Genomic DNA, 26,999 nt, shown 5'->3' on the forward strand with positions numbered 1-26,999 from the left:
CGAGCCCCGTGAAGTCGCTCTACCTGCGCATCTACCTGACGGTGGTGGCCGTGCTGCTGCTGTTCGCGGCGGTGTCGGGCTGGGTGTTCCAGCGCCATCTCGACCAGGAGCGCGTGCGCATCGAGGGCCTGGTGGGTGACCGCACGGTGGCCTGGGCCGACCTGCTGCAGCGCGCGCTGCCCGGCGCCGACGCGCCGCCGGACGAGCAGGCCGACGCGGTGCGCGACTGGTCGCAGCGGCTGCGCATCGCGCTGGCGCTCGACGACGCCGAGGGCCGGCGCATCGTCGCCAGCGAGCTGTTCATGCGCCGGCAGACGGAAGACGGTGCACGCACCGCCTCGGTGAAGCTCGACGACGGCCGCACGCTGTGGATCGTCCGCCCGCGCCTGCGCCCGCCGCCCGGCGCGGAGGGCGGCGAGCCCGGCATGATGATGCGGCGCGGCGGCGAGCCGCGCGGCGGCCCGCCCGGCGAACTGGTGCTGCCCTTCGTGCCGCCGTGGATGCCGCGCGGCCTGGGCGTGGTGGTGTTCCTGTCGCTGCTGTTCGTCGCGGTGGCCGCCGGCGCCTACCCGGTGGTGCGCCGGCTGACGCGCCGGCTCGAAGCCCTGAAGCGCGGCGTCGAGCGCTTTGGCGCGGGCCAGCTCGACCACCGCGTCGAGGCCAGCGGGCGCGACGAGGTGGCCGCGGTGGCGGCGAGCTTCAACCACGCGGCGGCGCGCGTCGAGGCGCTGGTGCAGTCGAACAAGTCGCTGCTGGCCAACGCCAGCCACGAACTGCGCTCGCCGCTGGCGCGCATGAAGATGGCGGTGTCCATGCTCGACGAGGTCTCGCCGGCGCGGCGCGAGCAGCTCAAGCGCGAGATCGAGACCAACGTCGCCGAGCTCGACGCGCTGGTCGAGGAGGTGCTGCTGGCCAGCCGGCTCGACGCGGCCGAGACGCTGGACCGCCGCGACCCGGTCGACCTGCTCGGCCTGGCCGCCGAGGAGGCGGCGCGCGTCGACGCGGAAGTGGCCGGCCCGGCCGTGCAGGTGCGCGGCGACGAACGCCTGCTGCGCCGCGCGCTGCGCAACCTGCTGGAGAACGCGCGCCGCTACGGCGGCGGCGAGGTCAGCGTGGAACTGGCGCGCGCGCCGGGCGGCCAGGCCGAAGTGCGCGTCTGCGACCGCGGCGCGGGCGTGCCCGAGGCGTATCGCGAGCGCATCTTCGAGCCCTTCTACCGCCTGCCGGGGCATGCCGAGCAGGCCGGCGGCGTCGGCCTGGGCCTGAGCCTGGTGCGCCAGATCGCGCAGCGCCATGGCGGCAGCGTGCGCTGCGAGGCGCGCCCCGGCGGCGGCAGCCAGTTCGTGTTCACTCTACCGTCGGCCTGAGGCGCACGCGCCGGGTAGGTGCAGCGCACGCGCTGCGCGGGTGCAGAATGGCGGCCCGTCGTCTCGATTCCAGGGCTCCATGCAGGGTCTGCTTCCGCTTCTCGCCGCGCTGGCCGGCTACTTGATCGGCTCGCTGTCCTTCGCCGTCATCGTCAGCCGCCTGATGGGCCTGTCCGACCCGCGCAGCTACGGCTCGGGCAACCCCGGCGCGACCAACGTGCTGCGCTCGGGCAACAAGGCGGCGGCGATCCTGACGCTGCTGTTCGACGCGCTCAAGGGCTACGTGCCGGTGCTGCTGGTGGCGCTGTTCGGCGCGCCTTACGGGCTGGGTGAAGGCACGGCGGCGCTGGTCGGGCTGGCGGCCTTCCTCGGCCACCTCTGGCCGGTGTTCTTCGGCTTCAAGGGCGGCAAGGGCGTGGCCACCGCGGCCGGCGTGATCCTGGCGCTGAACCCCTGGCTGGGCGCGGCGACGCTGCTCACCTGGGTGATCATCGCGGTGTTCTTCCGCTACTCGTCGCTGGCGGCCATCGTCGCGGCGGTGTTCGCACCGTTCTACCAGTTGCTGATCTGGGGCGGCGGGCCGATCGCGGTCGCGGTGGCGGTGATGGGCCTGCTGCTGATCTGGCGCCACAGCGCCAACATCCGCAAGCTGCTCAAGGGTACCGAGAGCAAGTTCGGCCAGAAGGCCAGGCCGGCGGCGGGCGCGAAGCGATGAGCCCGCGCCGCTTCCACGTCGGCAAGCGCCTGTCCGAGATGGCCGTTCACGACGGCACCGTCTACCTCGCCGGCCAGGTGCCCGACGACGTGACGCAGGACATCCGCGGCCAGACCGCGCAGGTGCTGGCGATGGTCGACCGGCTGCTGGCCGAGGCCGGCAGCGAGCGCTCGCGCATCCTGATGGCGCAGATCTACCTCGCCGACCTGGCCGACTTCGACGGCATGAACGCCGTCTGGGACGACTGGGTGGCCCCCGGCCACGCGCCGCCGCGCGCGACGGTGCAGGCGCGCCTGGCCGACCCCGGCTGGAAGATCGAGATCGTCGTCACCGCGGCGACCTGAGCGCCGCCAGCGACGACACGCCAGCGACGACACGCCAGCGACGACACGCCAGCGACGACAATACGCGGCTGCGCCCGCCGGGCGCGTCCGTCTTCGAGCTTCATCCGCCAATGACCACCCGAGTCCTCACCGGCATCACCACCACCGGCACGCCGCACCTGGGCAACTACGTCGGCGCGATCCGCCCGGCCATCGCCGCGAGCCGGCAGCCCGGCGTGGAGAGCTTCTTCTTCCTGGCCGACTACCACGCGCTGATCAAGTGCGACGAGCCGGCGCGCATCGAGCGCTCGCGCCTGGAGATCGCCGCCACCTGGCTGGCCGCCGGGCTCGACACCGAGCGTGTCTTCTTCTACCGCCAGAGCGACATCCCCGAGATCCCCGAGCTGACCTGGCTGCTGACCTGCGTCACGCCCAAGGGCCTGATGAACCGCGCGCACGCCTACAAGGCCGCCGCCGACGCCAACCAGGCGGCGGGCGAGGACATCGACGCCGGCGTGACCATGGGCCTGTTCAGCTACCCGATCCTGATGGCCGCCGACATCCTGATGTTCAACGCGCACCAGGTGCCGGTGGGGCGCGACCAGGTGCAGCACCTCGAGATGGCGCGCGACATCGCGGCGCGCTTCAACCACCTGTTCGGCCACGGGCGCGAGCACTTCGTGCTGCCCGAGGTGGTGGTCGACGAGCAGGTGGCGACGCTGCCGGGGCTGGACGGCCGCAAGATGTCGAAGAGCTACGACAACACCATCCCGCTGTTCGAGGGCGGCGCCAAGGGCCTGCAGGCGGCCATCGCGCGCATCGTCACCGACTCGAAGCTGCCCGGCGAGCCCAAGGATCCGGACAGCGCGCACCTGGTGACCATCCACGACGCCTTCGCCGACGCCGCCGAGCGCGCGCAGCTTCGCGCCGACCTGAAGGCCGGCCTGGGTTGGGGCGAGGCCAAGCAGCGTGTCGGCGAGCGGCTCGAACGCGACATCGCGCCGATGCGCGCGCGCTACGAGGAACTGATCGCGCACCCGGCGCGCATCGAGGAGGCGCTGATGGAAGGCGCGCGCAAGGCGCGCGCGATCGCCGCGCCCTTCCTCGTGCAGTTGCGCGAGGCCGTGGGCCTGCGGCGCATGACCGCGGCGCTGTCGGCTTCGGGCGAAAAGCCCGCGGCCGCGAAGACCCGGCCGCCCGAGTTCAAGCAGTACCGCGAGGCCGACGGCCGCTTCTACTTCAAGCTGCTGGCCGGCGACGGCCGCCTGCTGCTGCAAAGCGAGGGCTTCGCCAGCGGCAAGGAGGCCGGGCAGTCGGTGGCGCGGCTCAAGCGCGAGGGCGCGGCGGCGCTGGCGACGCTGGCCGCCTCGCGCGCCGAAGGTGTCGGCGCAGCCGAGGTGGCCACGGCGCTGGCGGCCCTGATGGCCGAGGAATGAAGAACATCGTCGTCCTGATCTCCGGGCGCGGCTCCAACATGGAAGCCATCGTGCAGGCCTGCGCCACCGAGGGGTGGAACGCGCGCATCGCCGCGGTGGTCAGCAACCGGCCGGACGCGGCCGGGCTGGCCTTCGCACGCGCGCGCGGCATCGCCACCGCGGTGGTCGAGCACCACGCGCACGCCTCGCGCGAGAGCTTCGACGCCGCGCTGCAAGCCGCCATCGACGCCTTCGCGCCCGACCTGCTGGCGCTGGCGGGTTTCATGCGCATCCTCACGCCGGGTTTCGTGTCGCACTACGCCGGGCGCATCGTCAACGTGCACCCCTCGCTGCTGCCGGCCTTCACCGGCCTGGACACGCACCGCCGCGCGCTGGAGGCGGGCTGCAAGGCCGCCGGCGCGACGGTGCACTTCGTCACCGCCGAGCTCGACCACGGCCCGATCATCGCCCAGGCCGTGGTGCCGGTGCTGCCCGGCGACAGCGAGCAGACGCTGGCCGCGCGCGTGCTGGCGCGCGAGCACGTGATCTATCCGCGCGCGCTGCGCTGGCTGGTCGACGGCGCGCTGCGCGTCGAGGGCCGCGTCGTGCGCCACCTGCGCGGCGAGCCGCAACTGCTGGTCTGACCGGGTCCGATGCATCCCAACGCGCTGCTCGAACTCGCCACCGAACTGCTGCACCGCGTGCTGCAGTTCAAGCACCCGGCCGACGGCGTGGTGTCGGACTTCTTCCGCCAGAACAAGGCGCTGGGCAGCCGCGAGCGCCACACGCTGGCCGAGACCACCTACAACGTGCTGCGGCAGCGGCTGCTGTTCCAGCACCTCGCGCAGTCGGGCAAGGGCGAGATGGAGCGCCGCCTGGCCGTGCTGGGCTGGCGGGGCAACGAGGGCTTTCTGCGCGCCGCGCTGGCGCCGGCCGAACAGCAGTGGCTGGCGCAGGTGCAGGCCGTCGACCGCGCCGCGCTGCCCGAGAAGCTGCGCCACAACCTGCCCGACTGGCTGGCCGAGGCCTTGCAGCGCGAACTGGGCGACGACTTCTGGCCCTTCGTCGAGAGCATGAGCGCGGGCGCGCCGCTCGATCTGCGCGTCAACGCCTTGAAGGCCAGACGCGAGGCGGTGACGGCGGCGCTGGCCGCGGCCGGCATCGCGGCCGAGGACACGCCGTTCTCGCCGCTGGGCCTGCGCATCCACGGCAAGCCGGCGCTGCACAAGCTCGACGTCTTCACGCGCGGCGAGGTCGAGGTGCAGGACGAAGGCAGCCAGTTGCTCGCGCTGCTGCTCGACGCCAAGCGCGGCGAGATGGTGGCCGACTTCTGCGCCGGCGCCGGCGGCAAGACGCTCGCGCTCGGCGCGGCGATGCGCAACACCGGGCGGCTGTACGCCTTCGACACCTCGGGCCACCGCCTGGCCGCGCTCAAGCCGCGGCTGGCGCGCAGCGGACTGTCGAACGTCTACCCGGTGCAGATCGCGCACGAGCGCGACGAGCGCGTCAAGCGCCTGGCCGGCAAGATCGACCGCGTGCTGGTCGATGCGCCGTGCTCCGGCCTGGGCACGCTGCGCCGCAACCCCGACCTGAAATGGCGCCAGACGCCGCAGGCGATCGAGGAGCTGCGCGCCAAGCAGGGCGCCATCCTGGCCAGCGCGGCGCGGCTGGTGAAGCCGGGCGGGCGGCTGGTCTACGCCACCTGCAGCCTGCTGCGCGAGGAGAACGAGGCCATCGCGCAGGCCTTCGGCGAGGCGAACACGAACTTCCGGCCGCTGCCGGCCGACGAGGTGCTGGGCGCCGCCCATGTGGCGCGCAGCGCCGAACTGGTGCGCGAGGGTTTTCTGCGCCTTTGGCCGCAGCGCCACGGCACCGACGGTTTTTTTGCGGCCGTCTGGCAAAAGGCTTGATTTCTCACAGAAACGCCGGCATCTGCTGCGAACATGCTGGAGCGATGCGGGTAGTTTCTGACGCGCAAACGCTTGCGGCCTCTACAATCGCAGCGCCGTCGGTCTTGACGGCAGTCTAGGCGGGTTCATGGATATTCTTCTCTCGGTTCGGGACGCCCTCGTGGCTTGGCTGTCCCATGGTCTGCTCGATGCGAGCTGGTGGCAGGTGCTGGCGTTCACGCTGGTGGTCACCCACATCACCATCGCGGCGGTCACGATCTTCCTGCACCGTTCGCAGGCGCACCGCGCGCTCGACCTCGGACCGATCCCGTCGCACTTCTTCCGCTTCTGGCTGTGGCTGACCACCGGCATGGTCACCAAGGAATGGGTGTCCATCCATCGCAAGCACCACGCCAAGTGCGAGACCGTCGAAGACCCGCACAGCCCGCAGACGCGCGGCATCAAGAAGGTGCTGCTGGAAGGCGCCGAGCTGTACCGCGCCGAGGCCAAGGTGCCCGAGACCGCCGCCAAGTACGGCCACGGCACGCCCGACGACTGGCTGGAGCGCAACCTCTACACCCGCTATAGCTGGCAGGGCGTGGGCCTGATGCTGGTCATCGACCTGCTGCTGTTCGGCGCCATCGGCGCCACGGTGTGGGCGGTGCAGATGCTGTGGATCCCGATCAACGCGGCCGGCATCATCAACGGCATCGGCCACTGGTGGGGCTACCGCAACTTCGAGGCGCCCGACGCGTCGACCAACGTCTCGCCCTGGGGCATCGTGATCGGCGGCGAGGAGCTGCACAACAACCACCACACCTACCCGACCTCGGCGAAGTTCTCGGTCAAGCCCTACGAGTTCGACATCGGCTGGGGCTACATCCGCGCGATGGAGATGATCGGCTGGGCCAAGGTGCGCAAGACGCCGCCGATGCTGCGGCTCGGCGAGGTCAAGCCGGTGGCCGACGGCAAGACGCTGGAGGCGGTGATCGCCAACCGCTACGAGGTGATGGCCAAGTACGCCGCCGAACTGCGCAGCGCCTGCGCCAGCGAGCTGGAGCGGCTGAAGGCGCAGGGCGGCGAGAACACCGCGCGGATGCGGCAGATGCTGATCGCCAAGCGCTGGCTGCACCGCGACCACGACAAGATCCCGGCCGAGCTGCGCGACAGCGTGGCCGAGGCCGCGGCCAGCTCGGCCGCGCTGAGCAAGCTGGTGGCGATGCGCGAGGAACTGCGCCAGCTCTGGACGCGCACCAACGTCTCGGCCGAGCAACTGGTGGCCGACCTGCAGGCCTGGTGCCGCCAGGCCGAGGACAGCGGGATCGCGGCGCTGCGCGACTTTTCGCTGAAGCTGCGCGCCGCAAGTGCCTGACGGCAAACACGATGGCGGGGTCGCTTGCGACCCCTTTCCGGATAAGCAAAAGGGCCGCATGAGCGGCCCTTTTTGCTGGAAGCGCTGAAGGTCTACTTCAGCTTGGTTTCCTTGTACTTGACGTGCTTGCGCGCGACCGGATCGAACTTCATGATCTCGATCTTCTCCGGCGTCGTCTTCTTGTTCTTGTCGGTCGTGTAGAAGTGACCGGTGCCGGCCGACGACTCCAGCTTGATCTTTTCGCGTCCACCCTTGCTAGCCATGTCGGTCTCCTAGATCAGAGTTCGCCCTTGGCGCGCAGGTCGGCGACGACCTGCTCGATGCCGACCTTGTCGATCAGGCGCAGCGCGGCGTTGCTCACGCGCAGGCGCACCCAGCGGTTCTCGGTTTCCAGCCAGAAGCGGCGGTACTGCAGGTTGGGCAGGAAGCGACGCTTCGTTTTGTTGTTGGCGTGGGAGACGTTGTTCCCCACCATCGGGCGCTTGCCCGTGACCTGACAGACGCGTGCCATCGCTCGCTACCTCTTCTATCCAGTGGAATTCGTGCCGACGGATTTCGGCAAAGACCGCGAGTATAGCCGATTTCCCGCCCGCCTCACTGCTCCAGGAAGCGCTGCGCGTCCAGCGCCGCCATGCAGCCGGTGCCGGCGCTGGTGATGGCCTGGCGGTAGACATGGTCCTGCACGTCGCCGGCGGCGAACACGCCGTCGACGCTGGTCATCGTCGCCATGCCGTTCGCGCCGCCGCGCGTCAGGATGTAGCCGTCCTTCATCTCGAGCTGGCCCTTGAAGATGTCGGTGTTGGGCTGGTGGCCGATGGCGATGAAGCAGCCCTTGAGCGCCAGGTCCCGCGTGGCGCCGTCGTGCGTGCTGCGGATGCGCACGCCGGTCACGCCGGAGTCGTCGCCCAGCACCTCGTCCAGCGTGTGCCACAGGTGCAGCTGCATCGCGCCGGCCTTGACCTTGTCCATCAGCTTGTCGACCAGGATGGGCTCGGCGCGGAACTTGTCGCGGCGGTGGATCAGGTGCACCTTGCTGGCGATGTTCGACAGGTACAGCGCCTCCTCGACGGCGCTGTTGCCGCCGCCGACCACGCACACCTCCTCGCCGCGGTAGAAGAAGCCGTCGCAGGTGGCGCAGCCGCTGACGCCGCGGCCCATGAAGGCCTGCTCCGACGGCAGCCCGAGGTACTTGGCGCTGGCGCCGGTGGCGATCACCAGCGCGTCGCAGGTGTAGCCGCCGGAGTCGCCGGTGAGCGTGAACGGGCGCTTCGTCAGGTCGACCTGGTTGATGTGGTCGAACACGATGCGCGTGTTGAAGCGCTCCGCGTGGCGCTGGAAGCGCGCCATCAGGTCCGGGCCCATCACGCCGTCCACGTCGGCAGGCCAGTTGTCGACCTCGGTGGTGGTCATCAGCTGCCCGCCCTGGGCGATGCCGGTGACCAGCACCGGCTCGAGGTTGGCGCGCGCGGCGTAGACCGCCGCCGTGTAGCCGGCCGGGCCGGAGCCCAGGATCAGGACGCGGGCATGCAACAAACTAGGGGTGCTCATGGGGAAAACGCCTCGAAAACGCGGAAAAGTGTCGTCAATGACACCACAACTCGAGCGCCCAGTCTGACACGCGCCGCGAATCCGTTGGCGTCATTTCCGGTAATGGCCACAATAGTGGGCGGTGCTGGACTGTGGCATTTTCACGGCCGCAAGCCGCAACCCGGCGGCACGAGACAGGGCCCGCACCGGGCCGATGACACAAGACGAAGGGAACCACGTATGGCAATGCTCTCCAATCTGGACCTGATCCGGCGTGTGCCGCTGTTTTCGATGCTCACGAACGATCAGGCGCAGAGCATCGCCGACAGCGTCGTCAAGCGGCGCTTCCGGCGCGGCGAGATCATCGTCGAGCACGGCAAGAAGTCCAACGCGCTGTTCATCCTGCTCACCGGCCGCGCCCGCGTGCTCACCTCGGACTCGCGCGGCCGCGAGGTCATCCTCGCCGTGCTGCAGCCGGGCGACTACGTCGGCGAGATGAGCCTGATCGACAACGAGCCGCACTCGGCCACCGTGCGCGCCGAGGTGCAGACCGACATGCTGATCCTCGGCCGCGCCGAGTTCGCGCGCTGCCTGCCCGAGAACTCCAGCCTGTCGTACGCGATCATGCGCGGCCTCGTGCAGCGGCTGCGCAGCGCCGACCGCCAGATCGAGTCGCTCGCGCTGCTCGACGTCTACGGCCGCGTGGCGCGCGCGCTGCTCGACATGGCCGAGATGGAGAACGGCCAGAAGCTCATCCGCAACAAGGTGTCGCGCCAGGACCTGGCCAAGATCGTCGGCGCCTCGCGCGAGATGGTCAGCCGCGTGATGAAGGACCTGGAAGAGCGCGGCATGGTGCACACCCAGGAGAACGGCTCGGTGATCATCAAGGAGCAGCTCACCGGCTGAAACAGCGGTAAGCGCTTCGAAACGGGCGCCCCGCGGGGCGCCCGTCGCGTTCCGGGCGCCGCACAATCCCGGCCTTTCGGAATGATCCGGCCAGGAGTGCGCATGGAAACGATGGATCGCCGCAAGAGCCTGGCGCTGCTCTCGACGCTGGTGCTGGCCGCCTGTGGCGGCGGCGGCTCGGATGCGCCGCCGCCGCTGGCGCATAGCCCGTCGCCGCCCGGGCCCGAGCCGGTTTCGCCCACGCCGCCGGCGCCCGTGCCCGCGCCGCCGGCCGGGCCCAGCCCCGCGCCGGCCGGCGTCGGCTACGGCAACTTCCGCGCCGCCGCGCTGGGCGTCGGCGCCGACACCAACGGCGCGCTCGCCTTCCCGTCCGACAACGCCTGGAACCGCGACGTCTCGGCCGAGCCGGTGGACGCCAACTCGGCGGCCCTGATCGCCAGCATCGGCCTGGGCACCGGGCTGCACCCGGACTTCGGCTCGGGCACCTACCAGGGCGCGCCGATCGGCATTCCCTACGTGATCGTGTCGGGCTCGCAGGCCAGGGTGGCGATGCGCTGGACCGCCTACGGCGGCGAGAGCGATCCGGGCCCGTACCCGGTGCCGCCCGAAGCGCAGATCGAAGGCGGCCCGAACGGCGACGGCGACCGCCACGTGATCGTGATCGACCGCGACAACAACCGCCTCTACGAGCTGTACCGCGCCTTTCCGCAAAGCGGCGGCGGCTGGAACGCCGACTGCGGCGCCGTCTTCCACCTCGACAGCAACGACGTGCGCCCCGGCGGCCGGCCGGGCTGGACCAGCGCCGACGCCGCCGGGCTGCCGATCTTCCCCGGCCTGGCGCGCTACGAGGAGGCCGCGCTCGGCCCGGGCGGCATACGCCACGCGCTGCGCTTCACGGTGGCGCGCTCGCGCAAGGCCTACCTGCCGCCGGCGACGCACCATGCGTCGAGCAACACCAGCGCCGACCTGCCGCCGATGGGCATGCGCGTGCGGCTGAAGGCGAGCTACCAGATCCCGGCGAGTTTCAGCACCGAAACCAAGGCGCTGCTGACCGCGATGAAGACCTACGGGATGATCGTGGCCGACAACGGCAGCAACTGGTTCGTCAGCGGCGCGCCCGACCCGCGCTGGAACAACGACAAGCTGAACGCCGAACTGGGCCAGGTCAAGGGCAGCGACTTCGAGGTGCTGCGCATGCAGGGGCTGGTGACGGGCTGAGCCGCCAACCCCGCGCCTGCACGGAAGGCCGGCTGCGAGGACAATCACGGCCGTGACCGCCGCCACCCTTTCCGCCCCGCCTCGCCCGCGCGCCCTGACCGGCTACAAGCCGTTCTGGGCCAAGCGCTTCGGGCCGGCGCCCTTCCTGCCGATGAGCCGCGCCGAGATGGACGCGCTCGGCTGGGACTCGTGCGACGTGATCGTCGTCTCCGGCGACGCCTACGTCGACCACCCCAGCTTCGGCATGGCGGTGATCGGGCGCGTGCTGGAGGCGCAGGGCTTTCGCGTCGGCATCATCGCGCAGCCCGAGTGGCAGTCGGCCGAGCCTTTCAAGGCGCTGGGCAGGCCGAACCTGTTCTTCGGCGTGACGGCCGGGAACATGGATTCGATGATCAACCGCTACACGGCCGACCGGAAGATCCGCAGCGACGACGCCTACACGCCCGGCGGCCAGGGCGGCAGGCGGCCCGACCGCAGCGCGCTGGTCTACGCGCAGCGCTGCCGCGAGGCCTACGCCGAGGTGCCCATCGTGATCGGCGGCATCGAGGCCAGCCTGCGCCGCATCGCCCACTACGACTACTGGCAGGACAAGGTGCGCCGCTCGGTGCTGGTCGACAGCAAGGCCGACCTGCTGCTGTACGGCAACGCCGAGCGCGCCATCGTCGAGATCGCGCACCGGCTGGCGCGCAAGGAGCCGGTGCGCAGCATCACCGACGTGCGCGGCACCGCCTTCGTGCGGCGCGGCGACGACCCGGGCGCGGCCGGCTGGTTCGAGCTGGACTCCAGCGAAGTCGACCGCCCCGGCCGCATCGACGCCTACATCAACCCCTACCAGACCACCGACGAGACCTGCGCGAAGGACGACCAATCCGTTCGCCCTGGGCGTGTCGAAGGGCCGCGCGGGGCTTCGACAGGCTCAGCCCGAACGGATCGACCGATCCAGTTCGTGCGCAATGCCGCCGGCCGCATCACGATGCCGCCGCGCGAGCGCACCGTGATCCGCCTGCCGAGCTACGAGCAGGTGAGAAGCGACCCGGTGCTGTACGCGCACGCCAACCGCGTGCTGCACCTGGAAACCAACCCCGGCAACGCGCGCGCGCTGGTGCAGCGCCACGGCGACGACCATGCGGCGCGCGACGTGTGGATCAACCCGCCGCCGATCCCGCTGAGCACGGCGGAGATGGACCACGTCTTCGACCTGCCCTACGCGCGCAGCCCGCATCCGCGCTACGCCGACGCGACCGGCGGCCACGACGGGCCGACCAGGATCCCGGCCTGGGAGATGATCCGCTTCAGCGTGAACATCATGCGCGGCTGCTTCGGCGGCTGCACCTTCTGCTCGATCACCGAGCACGAGGGCCGCATCATCCAGAGCCGCAGCGAAGACTCGGTGATCCGCGAGATCGAGGAGATCCGCGACAAGGTCAAGGGCTTCACCGGCGTGATCAGCGACCTCGGCGGGCCGACGGCCAACATGTACCGGCTGGGCTGCAAGAGCCCCGAGATCGAGGCCGCCTGCCGCAAGCCGAGCTGCGTCTATCCCGGCATCTGCCCCAACCTCGACACCGACCACGGCGCGCTGATCCACATGTACCGCCGCGCGCGTGCGCTGCGCGGCGTCAAGAAGATCCTGATCGGCTCGGGGCTGCGCTACGACCTCGCGGTGCGCTCGCCCGAGTACGTCAAGGAACTGGTGACGCACCACGTGGGCGGCTACCTGAAGATCGCGCCCGAGCACACCGAGGACGGGCCGCTGAGCAAGATGATGAAGCCGGGCATCGGCAGCTACGACCGCTTCGAGCAACTGTTCGAGAAGTTCAGCGCCGAGGCGGGCAAGAAGCAGTTCCTGATCCCGTACTTCATCGCCGCGCACCCGGGCACCAGCGACGCCGACATGATGAACCTCGCGCTCTGGCTCAAGCGCAACGGCTTCCGCGCCGACCAGGTGCAGACCTTCTACCCGAGCCCGATGGCCACCGCGACGGCGATGTACCACTCGGGGCTGAACCCGCTCAAGGGCCTGAGCCGCGACGAGGCGCGCGCGCCCAAGGTCGACATCGTGCGCGGCGAGAAGCGCCGCCGGCTGCACAAGGCCTTCCTGCGCTACCACGACCCGGCCAACTGGCCGCTGCTGCGCGACGCGCTGAAGGCGATGGGCCGCGCCGACCTGATCGGCAACGGCAAGCAGCACCTGGTGCCGGCCTTCCAGCCCGGCGGCGACGCCGGCTACCAGAGCGCGCGGCGCAAGAACTCCACGCCCAGCGGCAGCCGCACCTCGCCGGTGACCCGCGGGCGCGTGCTGACGCAGCACACCGGGCTGCCGCCGCGCAAGACCAGGTGAAGGCGCGTCAGTCCTTCGGCAGCTTGCGCGGCTGCCCCTGCAGGTCGATCGCCACGTAGGTCAGGTTGGCCTCGGTGACTTTCACCACCCGCAGATCGGCCGGGTTGCGCTCGGCGTAGACCTCGACGTGCACGGTGATCGAGGTCGTGCCGATGCGCTCGACGCGGGCATAGAAGCTCAGCAGGTCGCCTATCGACACCGGCTGCTTGAAGATGAACTGGTTGACCGCCACGGTGGCGATGCGCCCCTTGGCCAGCCGCGCCGGCAGCACCGCGCCGGCCACGTCGACCTGCGCCATGATCCAGCCGCCGAAGATGTCGCCGTTGCTGTTCGCGTCGGCCGGCATGGGCAGCACGCGCAGCACGAGCTGGCGGTCTCCGGGCAGCACGCCGGGCGGCAGGCGCAGCGGGTCGGCGGGGGGCAGGGGGCTTGAAGTCTCGGGCATGATCGGCACCTGCGGTGAGTCTTGCCGCATTCTTCCACGCCCTCCACCCCGTTCATGCGTCGTCACAGCCTGGGCGCGTCCGCGCCCGTGAGCGCGGCCGGCTCGCCCTTGCCGGCCGCCGCGCCCGCGTCGCAGTGGGGCGCGCTGCGCCGGCTGGCGCCGTACCTGTGGCAGTGGCGCTGGCGCGTGGGCGCGGCGCTGGCCTGCCTGATCGCCGCCAAGCTCGCCAACATCGGCGTGCCGCTGGTGCTCAAGCGCATCGTCGATGCGCTCGACCTCGCGCCGGGCGACGCGCGCGCGGCCCTGGTCGTGCCGGTGGCGCTGCTGCTGGCCTACGGCGCGCTGCGCGTGTCGGTGACGCTGTTCACCGAGCTGCGCGAGTTCCTGTTCTACCCGGTGGCCGCGCGCATCGCGCGCCGCGTCGCGCTGCAATCCTTCGAGCACCTGCTGTCGCTGTCGCTGCGCTTCCACCTCGAGCGCCAGACCGGCGGCGTCTCGCGCGACATCGAGCGCGGCTCGAAGGCGATCCACTCGCTGCTGAACTACACCATCTACAACATCCTGCCGACGCTGGTGGAGATGGCGCTGGTGGTCGCGCTGCTGTCGGCCAAGTTCGACGGCTGGTTCGCCGCCATCGCGCTCGGCGCGCTGGCGCTGTACATCGGCTTCACGGTCGGCGTGACGGAGTGGCGCACGCACTTCCGCCGCGCGATGAACGAGCAGGACAGCCTGGCCAACACGCGCGCCGTCGACGCGCTGCTCAACGTCGAGACCGTCAAGGTGTTCGGCAACGAGGGCTACGAGCGCGAGCGTTACGACGACAACCTGCAGCGCCTGGAGCGCGCCTCGGTGCGCTCGCAGACCTCGCTGTCGCTGCTGAACCTCGGCCAGAGCGCGATCGTCTCGGTGGCGGTGGTGCTGCTGGTGTGGCGCGCCACGGCCGGCGTGGTCGACGGCACGCTGACGCTGGGCGACCTGGTGCTGGTCAACGCGCTGATGATCCAGCTCTACGTGCCGCTGAACTTCCTCGGCGTGATCTACCGCGAGATCAAGCAGTCGACCATCGACATGGAGAAGATGTTCGTGCTGCTCGGCCAGCACCGCGAGGTGGCCGACGCGCCGGGCGCGCCGCCGCTCGAGCGGCGCGGCGGCGCGCTGCGCTTCGAGGACGTGCGCTTCGGCTACGACGCCGAACGCGAGATCCTGCACGGCGTGAGCTTCGAGATCCCGGCCGGCCGGACGGTGGCGGTGGTTGGCCCCTCGGGCTCGGGCAAGAGCACGCTGGCGCGCCTGCTGCTGCGCTTCTACGACGTGGGCGCGGGCCGCATCACGATCGACGGCCAGGACATCCGCGCGGTGACGCAGAAGAGCCTGCGCGACGCGATCGGCATCGTGCCGCAGGACACCGTGCTGTTCAACGACACGGTGCGATACAACATCGCCTACGGCCGCCCCGGCGCGACGCGCGCCGAGGTGGAGGCGGCCGCGAAGGCGGCGCACATCCACGCCTTCATCGCCTCGACGCCCAAGGGCTACGACACGCTGGTCGGCGAGCGCGGGCTGAAGCTCTCCGGCGGCGAGAAGCAGCGCGTGGCGATCGCGCGCACGCTGCTGAAGAACCCGCCGCTGCTGATCTTCGACGAGGCCACCTCGGCGCTCGATTCGGCCAACGAGCGCGCCATCCAGGAGGAGCTGCGCAGCGCGGCGCGCGACAAGACGGCACTGGTGATCGCGCACCGCCTGTCGACCATCGCCGACGCCGACCAGATCCTGGTGATGGAGCACGGCCGCATCGTCGAGCGCGGCCGGCACGCCGAGCTGCTGGCGCGCGACGGCCGCTACGCGCAGATGTGGCGCCTGCAGCAAAGCGGCGACGACGAGCGCGACGCCGCGGCCTGAGCCGCGGCTCAGCGCGGGCGCAGGCTGCGCGCCACCGTCCAGGCCAGGCCCAGGCCGGCCAGCGAGGCCAGGCCGGTGACGGCGCCGGTCCAGTGCCAGCCGCCGGCGCGCGCCGCCACCCAGGCGACGATCGGCGGGCCGGCGAACTGGCCCAGCGCCGAGAGCTGCTGCATCCAGCCGACCGTGGCCGAGACGTTGTCCTCGCCCGGCGCGACGCGCATCGCCAGCGCGAACAGCGTGGCCGGGATCATGCCGCCGACGCCCGAGAAGGCCAGCACGGCCAGGTAGCGCAGCGCCGGCGGCAAGCCGGCGCCGGCCGCGCCCGAGAACGCGGCGAGCGCCGCCAGCGCCATCACCACGAAGCCGATGACGAGCAGGCGCGGCGGCGGCGCGCCGCGCTGCAGCATGTGGCCGGCGCCGAGGTTGCCGCCGATGTTCGCCGCGGCGGCCAGCGCGGTCAGCACGCCGGTGGCGCTGGCGCCCACGCCGGCTGCCGCGTAGACCACCGGCAGGAAGCCGATCACCGCCAGCCACTGGCTGGAATACAGCGCGAAGCTCGCCGCCACCAGCCAGGGCCCGCGCGCGGCCAGCGTGCGCCGCATGCGCGCCGCCACGTCGTGAGGCCGCAGCCGCGCGCCGGCCGCCGCCGGCTGCTGCCCGGCCACGCCGCGCCACAAGGCCAGCGCCATCAGGCCCGACAGCAGCCCGAGCGTCAGCCACCAGGCGCGCCAGCCGAACGCGGCGATGCACAGCGGGCCGAGCAGCAGCCCGAGCGCCGCGCCCAGCGGCATGTAGGTGCCCCACAGGCCGAGCATCACGTTCAGCCGCTGCGGCGCGCTGAGGCGGCGGATCAGCCCCGGCGCCGGCAGCACCACCATCAGGAAGCCGACGCTTTCGACGGCGCGCAGCGCCAGCAGCGCGGTGACGCCGTCGGCCCAGGCGCCCAGCGCGCTGGCCGCGGCCAGCAGCGCCAGGCCGATCAGCATGCTGCGGCGCAGGCCGATCGCGTCGGCCAGCACGCCGAAGGCGATGCCGGCGCTCATGCCCGCCACCTGCACCAGCGACAGCAGGAAGCCGGCCTCGACCAGCGACATGCCGAGCGCGTCGCGCAGCGCGGCGATCGCCGGCGGCAGCTTGCCGACGTGCAAGGCGGCGCTGACGCCGGCGGCAAACACCAGCCAGGCGGCGGCGCGGGAGGGGCGGGAGGGAGAAGGGGGCGTGGCGTTCATCGGCCGCGCAGTGTGCCCGCAAACGCGCGGGGCCGCCGCCGCGCGCCGCTCGCTACACTCCCTCGCCGTGGAGACCAAGTGGCTCGAGGACTTCGTCAGCCTGGCCGAGACGCGCAGCTTCTCGCGCTCGGCGCAGTTGCGCCACGTCACGCAGCCGGCGTTCTCGCGACGCATCCAGGCGCTGGAGGCCTGGGCCGGCATCGACCTGGTCGATCGCTCCTCGTACCCGACGCGCCTGACGCCGGCCGGCGAGACGCTGCACGCCCAGGCGCTGGAGATCCTCGGCACGCTGCAGGCCACGCGCAACATGATGCGCGGGCACCAGAGCGGCGCGCAGGACATGATCGACTTCGCGGTGCCGCACTCGCTGGCCTTCAGCTTCTTCCCGCACTGGGTGATGGACCTGCGCCGCCGCTTCGGCGCGGTCAAGAGCCGGCTGATCACGCTGAACGTGCACGACGCGGTGCTGCAGCTCACCGAGGGGAGCTGCGACCTGCTGATCGCCTACCACCACCCCAGCCAGCCGCTGCAGCTCGCGCCCGAGCGCTACGAGATGCTCAGCCTCGGCCGCGAGACGCTGGCGCCCTACGCGCGCGGCGACGACGCCGGCGCGCCGCTGTTCCGCCTGCCCGGCACGGCCGCGCGCCGGGTGCCCTACCTGGGCTATGGCGAGGCGGCCTACCTGGGGCGCCTCGTCGAGGTGATCGCCAAGCAGGCCGCCGTGGCGCCGCAGCTCGAGCCGATCTACGAGACCGACATGGCCGAGGGCCTGAAGGCCATGGCGCTGGAGGGCCACGGCCTGGCCTTCCTGCCGGCCAGCTCGGTGAAGAAGGAGCTGAAGAGCCGGCGCCTGGTGCGCGCCGCCGAGCCGGGCCAGTACGAACTGGCGATGGAGGTGCGCATCTACCGCGAGCGCCCCGAACTGGCGCGCCACCACAAGGCCGGCGCGATGGCGCTGTGGGAGTTTCTGCGCGGCGAGGCGCGCGACGAGACCAGAGGGGAACTACGTGCAAACCCCCAGGCCGCCGGTCCCTAGAATGCCGTTTCACTCTCACCTTCACTTTCATTCGCAGGAGTTCGCATGAAGAAGACGATGCTCGTTCAGGCCCTCGCGTTCGCCGCGGCCTCGCTGGCCTTCGCCGCCCACGCCGACACGCTGAAGAAGATCAAGGACAGCGGCAGCGTGACCATGGGCGTGCGCGAATCCTCCGGCGCCCTGAGCTACACGCTCGGCGACGGCAAGTACGCCGGTTTCCACTACGAGATCTGCACGCGCGTGCTGGCCGACATCCAGAAGTCGCTGGGCCTGGCCAAGCTCGACGTGAAGTACCAGCCGGTCACCTCGCAGAACCGCATCCCGCTGGTGCAGAACGGCACCGTGGACATCGAGTGCGGCTCGACCACCAACTCCGCCGCGCGCCAGAAGGACGTGTCCTTCGCCGTCACCACCTACGTCGAGGAAGTGCGCATCGCCGTCAAGGCGAACTCGGGCATCACCTCGATCGCGCAGTTGAAGGACAAGACCGTCGCCACCACCACCGGAACCACCTCGGTGCAACTGCTGCGCAAGCACGAGCGCGCCAACGGCGTCGACTTCAAGGAGGTGTTCGGCAAGGACCACGCCGACAGCTTCCTGCTGATGGAAACCGGCCGCGCCGACGCCTTCGTGATGGACGCGCAGATCCTCGCCGGCAACATCGCCAAGTCGAAGAACCCGGCCGACTTCAAGATCGTCGGCGAGGTGCTGTCGGTCGAGCCGATCGCGATCATGCTGCGCAAGGACGATCCGGCCTTCAAGAAGGCGGTCGACGCCAGCATCGTCGCGATGATGAAGTCCGGCGAGATCGCCAAGCTGTACGACAAGTGGTTCGTGCAGCCGATCCCGCCGGCCAACACCCCGGTGGGCCTGCCGGCCAGCGAGGCCACCAAGGCGGCCTGGGCGAACCCGAACGACAAGCCGGTCGAAGACTACCTGAAGAAGTAAGTCAACCCCCTGGCAAGCCCGGGGTCCGATGGGCCCGGGGCTTGCTTATGCTGGGGGAGCGCGGCACGGGCCGACCGCGCCGCGCTTTTTTTTCGACCGGGAGGAGGGCCGCGATGGCTTTGGACTGGCAGGTGTTCTGCAAGGACACCATCAGCGGGGACGTGGCGCCGAACTGCTTCGGCGCCAAGGGCGAGCTGACCTATCTCGACTGGATCATCAACGCCTGGGGCTGGACGCTGGCCGTCTCGCTGCTCGCGCTGGTGGTGGCGCTGGTGGTCGGCGCGCTGATGGGCGTGCTGCGCACCACGCCGAACAAATGGCTGGTCGGCCTGGGCAACGCCTGGACCGAACTGTTCCGCAACATCCCGCTGCTGGTGCAGGTGTTCCTCTGGTACTACGTGGTGCCGGAGATCTTCCCGGCGCTGAAGTCGCTGCCCAGCATGATCCTGGTGGTGTTCGCGCTGGGCTTCTTCACCTCGGCGCGCGTGTCCGAACAGGTGCGCGCCGGCATCCAGGCGCTGCCGCGCGGCCAGCGCTACGCCGGCCTGGCGGTGGGCCTGACGCTGCCGCAGACCTACCGCTACGTGCTGCTGCCGATGGCCTTTCGCATCGTCATCCCGCCGCTGACCAGCGAGTCGATGAACATCGTCAAGAACTCGTCGGTGGCCTTCGCGGTCAGCATCGCCGAACTGACGCAGTTCGCCCTGCAGGCGCAGGAGGAAACCTCGCGCGGCATCGAGATCTACCTCGCGGTGACGGCGCTGTACTTCATCTCGGCCTTCGCGATCAACCGCATCGCGCTGTTCATCGAGAAGCGGGTACAGGTGCCCGGCATGATCGGAGGCGGGAAATGATGTGCTCCCACGCTCACATTCGTTCGCTGCCCCCCGAGGGGGCGGATGCCTCCCTCGGGGCAGCCCGGCGGGAGGCATCATGACCCACCTCGACTTCGCCTTCCTCAACTGGAACGTCATCTCCGCGTTCATCGTCAAGGGCTTCTTCTTCTCGATCCAGCTCACGCTGATCGCGATGGTCGGCGGCACCGTGCTGGGCACGCTGCTGGCGCTGATGCGGCTGTCGGGCAAGAAGTGGCTGGTGCTGCCGGCGGCGGCCTACGTCAACACGCTGCGCTCCGTCCCGCTGGTGATGGTGATCCTGTGGTTCTTCCTGCTGATCCCGATGCTGATCGGCCGGCCGATGGGCGCCGAGCTGTCGGCCATCATCACCTTCACGGTGTTCGAGGCGGCCTACTACTCGGAGATCATGCGCGCCGGCATCCAGAGCGTGCCCAAGGGGCAGGTGTACGCCGGCTACGCGGTGGGCATGACCTACGCGCAGTGCATGAAGCTGGTGGTGCTGCCGCAGGCCTTCCGCAACATGCTGCCGGTGCTGCTGACGCAGACCATCATCCTGTTCCAGGACACCTCGCTGGTGTACGCCATCGGCGCCTACGACCTGCTCAAGGGCTTCGAGGTGGCCGGCAAGAACTTCAACCGCCCGGTCGAGACCTACCTGGTCGCCGCCGTCGTCTACTTCATCATCTGCTTCTCGCTGTCGATGCTGGTGCGTCGCCTGCAGAAGAAGATCCAGATCATCCGCTAGGAGGCACGCCGTGATCGACATCAAGAACGTGAGCAAGTGGTACGGCAGCTTCCAGGTGCTGACCGACTGCACCACCAGCATCAAGAAGGGCGAGGTGGTGGTGGTGTGCGGCCCGTCGGGTTCGGGCAAGAGCACGCTGATCAAGACGGTCAACGCGCTGGAGCCGATCCAGAAGGGCGACATCGTCGTCGACGGCATCAGCATCGGCGACCCGAAGACCAACCTGCCCAAGCTGCGCAGCCGCGTCGGCATGGTGTTCCAGCACTTCGAGCTGTTCCCGCACCTGTCGGTGACCGAGAACCTGACCATCGCGCAGATCAAGGTGCTGGGCCGCACGTCCGACGAGGCGAAGAAGCGCGGGCTGAAGATGCTCGAGCGCGTCGGCCTGGCCGCACACAAGGACAAGTTCCCCGGCCAGCTCTCCGGCGGCCAGCAGCAGCGCGTGGCGATCGCGCGAGCGCTGTCGATGGACCCGATCGTGATGCTGTTCGACGAGCCGACCTCGGCGCTCGACCCCGAGATGGTCGGCGAGGTGCTCGACGTGATGGTGCAGCTCGCCCACGAGGGCATGACGATGATGTGCGTCACCCACGAGATGGGCTTCGCCAAGAAGGTCAGCCACCGCGTGATCTTCATGGACGCCGGCAAGATCGTCGAGGACTGCACCCGGGACGACTTCTTCGGCAATCCCGAGGCGCGCTCGCCGCGCGCGAAGGACTTCCTCTCGAAGATCCTGCAGCACTGAGGGCCGTCGCGCGCGCGACGGCGCGCCGCGCCCGGCTGCGACACAATCGCCGCCCATGAGCGACTTGCGCGACACCCTGACGATCACCCGCCCCGACGACTGGCACCTGCACGTGCGCGACGGCGCCGCGATGGCGAGCGTCGTGCCGGCCAGCGCGCGCCAGTTCGGCCGCGCGATCGTCATGCCCAACCTGAAGCCGCCGGTGACCACCACCGCGCAGGCGCTGGCCTACCGCGAGCGCATCCTCGCCGCGGTGCCCGAGGGCGCGAGCTTCGAGCCGCTGATGACGCTGTACCTCACCGACAGGCTGCCGCCCGACGAGATTCGCCGCGCGCAGGAGGCCGGCGTGGCGGCGGTCAAGCTCTACCCGGCTGGAGCCACCACCAACAGCGACGCCGGCGTGACCAGCTTGCACCACTGCCACGAGACGCTCGACACCATGCAGCGCGTGGGCATGCCGCTGCTGGTGCACGGCGAGGTGACCGATCCGGAGGTCGACCTGTTCGACCGCGAGAAGGTCTTCATCGACCGCCAGCTCATCCCGCTGCGCGCCGACTTCCCCGAGCTGAAGATCGTCGTCGAGCACATCACCACGCGCGAGGCGGTGCAGTACGTCGGCGAGGCCGGCGCGAAGACCGCCGCGACCATCACCGCGCACCACCTGCTCTACAACCGCAACGCGATCTTCCTCGGCGGCGTGCGGCCGCACTACTACTGCCTGCCGGTGCTCAAGCGCGAGGAGCACCGCCAGGCGCTCGTCAACGCGGCGACCTCGGGCAGCAGGAAGTTCTTCCTCGGCACCGACAGCGCGCCGCACGCGGCGGCGCTGAAGGAGCACGCCAGCGGCTGCGCCGGCTGCTACACGGCGCTGTCGGCGCTGGAGCTGTACGCCGAGGCCTTCGACGCCGTGGGCGCCATCGACAAGCTGGAGGGTTTCGCCAGCGTGCACGGCGCGGCCTTCTACGGCCTGCCGCGCAACACCGGCACGGTGACGCTCAGGCGCGAGCGCTGGACGCTGCCCGAGACCGTGCCGTTCGGCGATGCGCAACTCAAGCCGCTGCGCGGCGGCGAGGTGCTGAGCTGGAGGCAGGTATGAGGCGGGCCGAGCGCCGGGCCGCTCCCAAGCCGGCCCCCGCCGGCCCCGAGACGGGGCCGGCACTTCGGCCGTCCATGCCCGCGCAGGCGGGCATGGAGCCGCGGCCGTCGTTCCCCTCGGGGAATCGGCCGACGTACTCGTCGGACGAGGGGTTGTCATGACTGGCAAGGTGATGCTGCTGATCGACGCCGACAACGTCTCGGCCGACGTGATCGCGCAGGCGCTCGAGAAGGTGCACGCCGAGCAGGGCGCGATCCACGTGCGGCGCGCCTACTGCACGGCCGAGTCGGCGCAGAAGAACCTGGCGCTGTTCAAGCGCCACTCGATCCGCCCGATCGTCAACCTCTCGGCGGGCAAGAACTCCACCGACATCGCGCTGGCCGTCGACGCGCTCGACCTGGTGCTGGCCGAGCGGCCGGCGCTGGTGGTGATCGTTTCGTCGGACTCCGACTTCGCGCCGCTGGTGATCCGGCTGCGCGAGAAGGGCTGCCGCGTCGAGGGCATCGGCCAGCAGGGCAAGACCGGCGACGAGACGCAGGCCGTCTACGACGGCTACACGGTGCTGGCGCACGGCAAGGGCGGGCCGGCCGCGAAGGCCGCGAAGAAGGCGCCCAGGGCCGCGAAGGCGCCGCCCGCGCCGCCACCCGCGCCCGCGCCGCTGCCCGAGGACGTCGAGCGCATCCTGCACGCCGTGCCGGCGCTGCGCGACGGCGCGCGGCTCGAACTGGGCATTGCCGCCGAGCGGCTGCGCGCGGCCGGCCTGCTGGCCAGGAGCGCGCCGTCGACCAAGCTGTTCAAGAAGCACCCGCAGCACTTCGTGCTGTCACCCGAGAAACAACCCAACAAAGTGCAGTTTCTCGCCGGCGCGGGATAATCACGCCCGTGAAGCGGGCCAGACCGCCGCCGGTGCATCCGCCGAAAGGCCGCACGGGAGGAAGGTCCGGACTGCACAGGGCGGCGTAGCAGCCAACGGCTGTCCGGCGTGAGCCGAGGATCAGAGCAACAGAGACGAGTCGAAGCGGGGCGCAAGCCCCGCCTCGGGTGAAACGGGCAATCTCTACGCGCAGCAACACCGAATAGGCCGGCGATGATGTGGCTCCGCGGAGCCGGCGGGTAGGTGGCACCGAGCCGTCGCAGCGATGCGCGGCCCAGAGGAATGGCGGTCACGGCGGCAGCTTCGCAAGAAGAAGCCGTTGCACAGAATCCGGCCTATCGGCCCGCTTCACAATTATTCGAAGGCCGAGCGCAGCACGCATGAACCCCGACGCAAACAGCCTGTGGCGCGCGCCGCGCTGGGCTTTGGCCTTGTTGCTGGCCTGCCTGGGCATGCTCGGGCCGTTCTCGATCGACACCTACCTGCCGGCCTTCAGCGGCATCGCGGCGTCGATCGGCGCCACGCCCACCGAGATGCAGCAGACGCTCTCGGCCTACCTGTTCGGCTTCGCGATCATGAACCTGTTCCACGGCGCGCTGTCCGACAGCTTCGGGCGCCGGCCCGTCGTGCTGTGGGGCATCGCGGCCTTCGGCGTGGCCTCGGCCGGCTGCGCGCTGGCCAACCACATCGGCGCGCTGGTGTTCTGGCGCGCGGTGCAGGGCATGTCGGCAGGCGCCGGCATCGTGGTGTCGCGCGCGGTGATACGCGACATGTTCCCGCCCGCCGACGCGCAGCGCGTGATGTCGCAGGTGACGATCTACTTCGGCGTCGCGCCGGCGGTGGCGCCGATGGTCGGCGGCTTCCTGTTCGTGCACGCCAACTGGCACGCGATCTTCTGGTTCCTCACCGCCGTGGCCGCGATCCTCTGGCTGGCCAACTGGAAACTGCTGCCCGAGACGCTGCACGCCACGCACAAGCAGCCCTTCAACGTGCCGCACCTGCTGCGCGGCTACTGGCAGCTGATGTCCAACCCGCGCTTCTTCATGCTCGCGCTGGCCAGCGGCATACCGTTCAACGGCATGTTCCTCTACGTGCTGTCGGCGCCGGTGTTCCTCGGCGAGCTGCTGCACCTCGCGCCGGGCGAGTTCTTCTGGTTCTTCACGCTGACCATCGCCGGCATCATGGCCGGCTCCTTCCTGTCCGGGCGGCTGGCCGGGCGCATCAAGCCCAAGCACCAGATCCGCCACGGCTTCGTGGTGATGCTGCTGGTGTCGCTGGCCAACGTCGCGCTGAACCTGCTGTTCGAGCCGAGCGCGTGGTGGGCGCTGTGGCCGATCGCGATCTTCGCCTTCGGCTGGGCGCTGATGGTGCCGGTGGTCACGCTGATGGTGCTCGACCTCGCGCCCGACCGGCGCGGCATGGCCAGCTCGCTGCAGGCCTGCGTGGGCAGCGTGGCCAACGGCTTCGTCGCCGGCGTGATCGCGCCGCTGGTGATGCATTCGGCGATCGCGCTGGCGGTCGCCTCGCTGCTGATGATGAGCATCGGCATCGTCGCCTGGGTGTGGGTCAAGCCGCGCGTGAGCTGACAATCCGCCGCATCCAGGAGCCGCGTCATGACCTTGCTGATCCTCGGCCTCGTGATCTTCCTCGGCGTGCATTCGGCGTCCATCGTCGCGCCGGCGTGGCGCGACGCGCGCGCCGCTCGCCTCGGCGAGAACGCCTGGAAGGGCCTGTACTCGCTGGCTGCGCTGGCCGGCTTCGTGCTGATCGTCGTCGGCTACGGCCAGGCCCGGCAGGCGCCGGTGGCCCTGTACGTTCCTCCGCTCGCGCTGCGCCACGTGGCGCTGCTGCTGATGCTGCCGGTGTTCCCGCTGCTGCTGGCGGCCTACCTGCCCGGGCGCATCAAGACGGCGGCCAAGCACCCGATGCTGGTGGCCACCAAGCTGTGGGCGCTGGCGCACGTGCTGGCCAACGGCAACCTCGCCGACGTGCTGCTGTTCGGCGGCTTCCTCGCCTGGGCGGTGGCGGACCGCATCTCGATGAAACGCCGCGTGCAGCGGCCGCTGCCCGGCGCGCCGGCCGGGCGCTTCAACGACGCGATCGTGGTGCTGCTCGGGCTGGCGCTGTACGGCTGGTTCGTGATGGCGGGGCACCGCTGGCTGATCGGCATGCCCTTGATCTGAGCCTTCAGCGCGGCGGCGCGCTGCGGCGGTACAGGGCCTCGATCTCCTCGCCGAAGCGCTTCATCAGGTTCAGGCGCTTGAGCTTGAGCGTCGGCGTCAGCAGGGTGTTCTCTATCGTCCACGGCTCGCGCGTCAGCCACAGCGCGCGCGGCACCGCGTAGCGCGGGAAGCTGCGGGTCGCGGCCTCGATGCGCTCCAGCGCGGCGCGCTGCGCGGCCGGCGCGTTCAGCGCGGCCGGGTCGTCGGCGTCCAGCCCGAGCGAGGCGGCCAGCCGCGCCCACGCCGCCGCGCCGACCACCGCGATGCAGGCCACGAAGGGACGGTTCTCGCCGACCACGAAGGCCTGCTCGAACAGCGGGTCGGCGCAGATCGCCAGTTCGAGGTCGGCCGGCGGCAGCTTCTCGCCGGTGGAGGTGACGATGATCTCCTTGATGCGCCCGCGGATGCGTATGCGCCCGTCGACGATCTCGGCCTGGTCGCCGGTGTGCAGCCAGCCGTCGGCCTCGAGCGCGAGCGTGGTGTCCTCGGGGCGCTTCCAGTAGCCTTTCATCACCGAGGGGCCGCGCACCTGCAGTTCTCGGTTCTCGGCGATGCGAACCTCCACGCCGGCCAGCGCGCGGCCGACGCTGGCGGGGTCGTTGTCGTGCGGCGCGTTGACCGACACCACCGGCGAGGTCTCGGTCATGCCGTAGCCCTGCAGCAGCGGAAGCCCCAGACCGAGGAAGCAGTGCGCGATCGGCGTGGACAGCGGCGCGCCGCCGCTGACCGCGATGCGCAGCCGCCCGCCGAAGCGCGCCAGCAGCGGCCGCGCCACCAGCCGTTCGAGCAGCGGCCAGGCCAGCGCGTCGAGCGCGCGCTGCGCGGCGCCGTCGCCGGCCAGCGCGTCGTCGGCCAGGCCTTGCGCGCGGCAGAAGCGCCGCCAGCCGACACCCTGCGCCGCGGCGAAGAGGCGCTGCTTCAGCGGCGAGGCGGCGAGCTGCTCCTGCAGCTTCGCGAACACGCGCTCGTAGATGCGCGGCACCGAGATCAGCACCGTCGGCCGCACCGTCAGCAGGTCGTCGGCGATGCTCGCCACCGAGCGCGCGTAGGCGACGCAACTGCCCGCGGCGATCGGCAGGTAGTAGCCGCCGGTGCGCTCGAAGGTGTGCGACAGCGGCAGGAAGGACAGGAACACGTCGTCCTCGCGCGGCCCGACACGCTCGACGATGGCGCGCAGGTTGGCCATCACGTTGGCGTGCGTCAGCATCACGCCCTTGGGCTTGCCGGTGGTGCCGGAGGTGTAGACGATCGCGGCGAGGTCGTCCGCTCGCGGGCCTTGCACCGGCAGCGCCGCGTCGCGCCCGGCGGCCAGCCAGTCGGCCAGCCGTTGCAGCGGTGGGTCGCCGGCCTCGGGCGGCGGCAGCCCGGCATCGTCGGCCACGACCACGCCGCGCAGCGCCGGCAGCGCGACGCCGACCGCGCGGATGCGCTGCCACTGCGCCGCGTCGGCGAGCACCAGCAGCGCGGCTTCGCAGTCGGCCAGGATGTAGGCGATGCTGCCGGCGTTGTCGATCGCGTGCAGCGGCACCGGCACGCCGCCGGCGGCCAGCGCCGCCTGGTCTATGCACACCGCGGCGATGCCGTTGGGCAGCAGGATCGCCACGCGCTCGCCATGGCGCAGCCCGAAGGCGGCCAGCGCGCGTCGCCAGCCGTCGATGCGCTGGCCGGCCTGGGCCCAGTTCAGCGAGATCCAGCCGCCGGCGGCTTCGTCGTGCCAGCGATAGGCCTGGCCCTCGGGGCTTCGCGCGATGCGCCAGGCGAACAGTTGAGGAAGGGTGGCGAGCGCGGCGAGTTCGCCGACCAGGGATGACGTGTTCATGAACAAAGTCT

General features: G+C 70.7%; 26 protein-coding genes and 1 other RNA gene. 21 read left to right on the forward strand and 6 right to left on the reverse strand.

Annotated elements, in window-relative coordinates; all coding sequences use genetic code 11:
- The first annotated feature begins 8 nt into the window (after positions 1 to 8).
- The 7 genes from QM792_RS06425 (at position 9) to QM792_RS06455 (ending at position 7,081) form a co-directional block, all read left to right on the forward strand.
- Positions 9 to 1,367 carry an ATP-binding protein gene (locus QM792_RS06425; protein ID WP_415148573.1) on the forward strand — a complete coding sequence of 453 codons (1,359 nt, stop codon included), beginning with the start codon at positions 9 to 11 and terminating at the stop codon, positions 1,365 to 1,367.
- Positions 1,368 to 1,446: 79 nt separating this feature from the next.
- Positions 1,447 to 2,082: a glycerol-3-phosphate 1-O-acyltransferase PlsY gene (gene plsY / locus QM792_RS06430; RefSeq protein WP_415148574.1), complete on the forward strand. Its 636-nt coding sequence runs from the start codon at positions 1,447 to 1,449 to the stop codon at positions 2,080 to 2,082.
- Positions 2,079 to 2,426, forward strand: a complete 348-nt coding sequence (locus QM792_RS06435) for a RidA family protein (RefSeq protein ID WP_415148576.1) — start codon at positions 2,079 to 2,081, stop codon at positions 2,424 to 2,426. Before plsY ends, QM792_RS06435 begins: the two co-directional genes overlap by 4 nt.
- Positions 2,427 to 2,536: 110 nt before the next feature.
- Positions 2,537 to 3,841: a tryptophan--tRNA ligase gene (locus QM792_RS06440; RefSeq protein ID WP_415148578.1), complete on the forward strand. Its 1,305-nt coding sequence runs from the start codon at positions 2,537 to 2,539 to the stop codon at positions 3,839 to 3,841.
- Positions 3,838 to 4,464 (forward strand): phosphoribosylglycinamide formyltransferase, encoded by a 627-nt coding sequence (purN, locus tag QM792_RS06445; protein WP_415148579.1) that lies wholly within the window; start codon positions 3,838 to 3,840, stop codon positions 4,462 to 4,464. Before QM792_RS06440 ends, purN begins: the two co-directional genes overlap by 4 nt.
- A gap of 9 nt (positions 4,465 to 4,473) precedes the next feature.
- A complete protein-coding gene (locus QM792_RS06450; protein WP_415148581.1) occupies positions 4,474 to 5,730 on the forward strand; it encodes an RsmB/NOP family class I SAM-dependent RNA methyltransferase in 1,257 nt (418 codons plus the stop codon).
- 127 nt (positions 5,731 to 5,857) lie between these two features.
- Positions 5,858 to 7,081 carry an acyl-CoA desaturase gene (locus tag QM792_RS06455; RefSeq protein ID WP_415148582.1) on the forward strand — a complete coding sequence of 408 codons (1,224 nt, stop codon included), beginning with the start codon at positions 5,858 to 5,860 and terminating at the stop codon, positions 7,079 to 7,081.
- Between the two features lie 92 nt (positions 7,082 to 7,173).
- Here the strand turns inward: QM792_RS06455 and rpmG are convergent, their stop codons facing one another.
- The 3 genes from rpmG to trxB all read right to left on the reverse strand — a co-directional run bounded on the left by rpmG (position 7,174) and on the right by trxB (position 8,629).
- Positions 7,174 to 7,344: a 50S ribosomal protein L33 gene (gene rpmG / locus QM792_RS06460; RefSeq protein WP_415148583.1), complete on the reverse strand. Its 171-nt coding sequence runs from the start codon at positions 7,342 to 7,344 to the stop codon at positions 7,174 to 7,176.
- Between the two features lie 14 nt (positions 7,345 to 7,358).
- Positions 7,359 to 7,592, reverse strand: a complete 234-nt coding sequence (gene rpmB, locus QM792_RS06465; RefSeq protein ID WP_127999047.1) for a 50S ribosomal protein L28 — start codon at positions 7,590 to 7,592, stop codon at positions 7,359 to 7,361.
- An 83-nt stretch (positions 7,593 to 7,675) separates the two neighbouring features.
- A complete protein-coding gene (trxB, locus tag QM792_RS06470) occupies positions 7,676 to 8,629 on the reverse strand; it encodes a thioredoxin-disulfide reductase (RefSeq protein WP_415148584.1) in 954 nt (317 codons plus the stop codon).
- 219 nt (positions 8,630 to 8,848) lie between these two features.
- On the opposite strand from trxB, the gene QM792_RS06475 reads away from it, so the two are divergent.
- The 3 genes from QM792_RS06475 to QM792_RS06485 all read left to right on the forward strand — a co-directional run bounded on the left by QM792_RS06475 (position 8,849) and on the right by QM792_RS06485 (position 13,073).
- A complete protein-coding gene (locus QM792_RS06475) occupies positions 8,849 to 9,514 on the forward strand; it encodes a Crp/Fnr family transcriptional regulator (protein WP_293437536.1) in 666 nt (221 codons plus the stop codon).
- A gap of 102 nt (positions 9,515 to 9,616) precedes the next feature.
- On the forward strand, positions 9,617 to 10,732 hold the full coding sequence (locus QM792_RS06480) for a hypothetical protein (RefSeq protein ID WP_415148586.1): 1,116 nt from the start codon (positions 9,617 to 9,619) through the stop codon (positions 10,730 to 10,732).
- 52 nt (positions 10,733 to 10,784) lie between these two features.
- Positions 10,785 to 13,073 (forward strand): YgiQ family radical SAM protein, encoded by a 2,289-nt coding sequence (locus QM792_RS06485; protein ID WP_415148587.1) that lies wholly within the window; start codon positions 10,785 to 10,787, stop codon positions 13,071 to 13,073.
- Between the two features lie 7 nt (positions 13,074 to 13,080).
- On the opposite strand, the gene QM792_RS06490 is transcribed toward QM792_RS06485, so the two are convergent.
- Positions 13,081 to 13,518: an acyl-CoA thioesterase gene (locus QM792_RS06490; RefSeq protein WP_415148588.1), complete on the reverse strand. Its 438-nt coding sequence runs from the start codon at positions 13,516 to 13,518 to the stop codon at positions 13,081 to 13,083.
- 54 nt (positions 13,519 to 13,572) lie between these two features.
- On the opposite strand from QM792_RS06490, the gene QM792_RS06495 reads away from it, so the two are divergent.
- A complete protein-coding gene (locus QM792_RS06495) occupies positions 13,573 to 15,417 on the forward strand; it encodes an ABCB family ABC transporter ATP-binding protein/permease (protein WP_415148589.1) in 1,845 nt (614 codons plus the stop codon).
- An 8-nt stretch (positions 15,418 to 15,425) separates the two neighbouring features.
- On the opposite strand, the gene QM792_RS06500 is transcribed toward QM792_RS06495, so the two are convergent.
- Positions 15,426 to 16,646: a CynX/NimT family MFS transporter gene (locus QM792_RS06500; RefSeq protein ID WP_415148590.1), complete on the reverse strand. Its 1,221-nt coding sequence runs from the start codon at positions 16,644 to 16,646 to the stop codon at positions 15,426 to 15,428.
- Between the two features lie 67 nt (positions 16,647 to 16,713).
- Here QM792_RS06500 and QM792_RS06505 point away from each other — a divergent pair, with 67 nt between their 5' ends.
- The 10 genes from QM792_RS06505 (at position 16,714) to QM792_RS06550 (ending at position 25,130) form a co-directional block, all read left to right on the forward strand.
- Complete coding sequence (locus QM792_RS06505; protein ID WP_415148591.1) at positions 16,714 to 17,682, forward strand: LysR substrate-binding domain-containing protein; 969 nt, start codon at positions 16,714 to 16,716, stop codon at positions 17,680 to 17,682.
- 45 nt (positions 17,683 to 17,727) lie between these two features.
- Complete coding sequence (locus tag QM792_RS06510; RefSeq protein WP_415148593.1) at positions 17,728 to 18,630, forward strand: amino acid ABC transporter substrate-binding protein; 903 nt, start codon at positions 17,728 to 17,730, stop codon at positions 18,628 to 18,630.
- A gap of 113 nt (positions 18,631 to 18,743) precedes the next feature.
- Positions 18,744 to 19,484 carry an amino acid ABC transporter permease gene (locus tag QM792_RS06515; RefSeq protein ID WP_415148595.1) on the forward strand — a complete coding sequence of 247 codons (741 nt, stop codon included), beginning with the start codon at positions 18,744 to 18,746 and terminating at the stop codon, positions 19,482 to 19,484.
- Between the two features lie 79 nt (positions 19,485 to 19,563).
- Positions 19,564 to 20,232 carry an amino acid ABC transporter permease gene (locus tag QM792_RS06520; RefSeq protein ID WP_415148596.1) on the forward strand — a complete coding sequence of 223 codons (669 nt, stop codon included), beginning with the start codon at positions 19,564 to 19,566 and terminating at the stop codon, positions 20,230 to 20,232.
- Between the two features lie 10 nt (positions 20,233 to 20,242).
- On the forward strand, positions 20,243 to 20,977 hold the full coding sequence (locus QM792_RS06525) for an amino acid ABC transporter ATP-binding protein (protein ID WP_415148597.1): 735 nt from the start codon (positions 20,243 to 20,245) through the stop codon (positions 20,975 to 20,977).
- 64 nt (positions 20,978 to 21,041) lie between these two features.
- A complete protein-coding gene (gene pyrC, locus QM792_RS06530) occupies positions 21,042 to 22,073 on the forward strand; it encodes a dihydroorotase (RefSeq protein WP_415151595.1) in 1,032 nt (343 codons plus the stop codon).
- 157 nt (positions 22,074 to 22,230) lie between these two features.
- Positions 22,231 to 22,947: an NYN domain-containing protein gene (locus QM792_RS06535; RefSeq protein WP_415148599.1), complete on the forward strand. Its 717-nt coding sequence runs from the start codon at positions 22,231 to 22,233 to the stop codon at positions 22,945 to 22,947.
- A 10-nt stretch (positions 22,948 to 22,957) separates the two neighbouring features.
- Positions 22,958 to 23,301: RNase P RNA component class A (gene rnpB, locus QM792_RS06540), an RNA gene on the forward strand.
- A gap of 26 nt (positions 23,302 to 23,327) precedes the next feature.
- Positions 23,328 to 24,533 carry a multidrug effflux MFS transporter gene (locus QM792_RS06545; RefSeq protein WP_415148601.1) on the forward strand — a complete coding sequence of 402 codons (1,206 nt, stop codon included), beginning with the start codon at positions 23,328 to 23,330 and terminating at the stop codon, positions 24,531 to 24,533.
- 27 nt (positions 24,534 to 24,560) lie between these two features.
- On the forward strand, positions 24,561 to 25,130 hold the full coding sequence (locus QM792_RS06550) for an NnrU family protein (protein ID WP_415148603.1): 570 nt from the start codon (positions 24,561 to 24,563) through the stop codon (positions 25,128 to 25,130).
- 4 nt (positions 25,131 to 25,134) lie between these two features.
- Here the strand turns inward: QM792_RS06550 and QM792_RS06555 are convergent, their stop codons facing one another.
- Positions 25,135 to 26,988, reverse strand: coding sequence for an AMP-dependent synthetase/ligase (locus QM792_RS06555; RefSeq protein WP_415148604.1), 1,854 nt, complete (start codon positions 26,986 to 26,988; stop codon positions 25,135 to 25,137).
- Positions 26,989 to 26,999 lie beyond the last annotated feature (11 nt).

It is taken from the genome of Piscinibacter sp. (assembly GCF_047600445.1).
Classification (GTDB): Bacteria; Pseudomonadota; Gammaproteobacteria; order Burkholderiales; family Burkholderiaceae_C; genus Piscinibacter.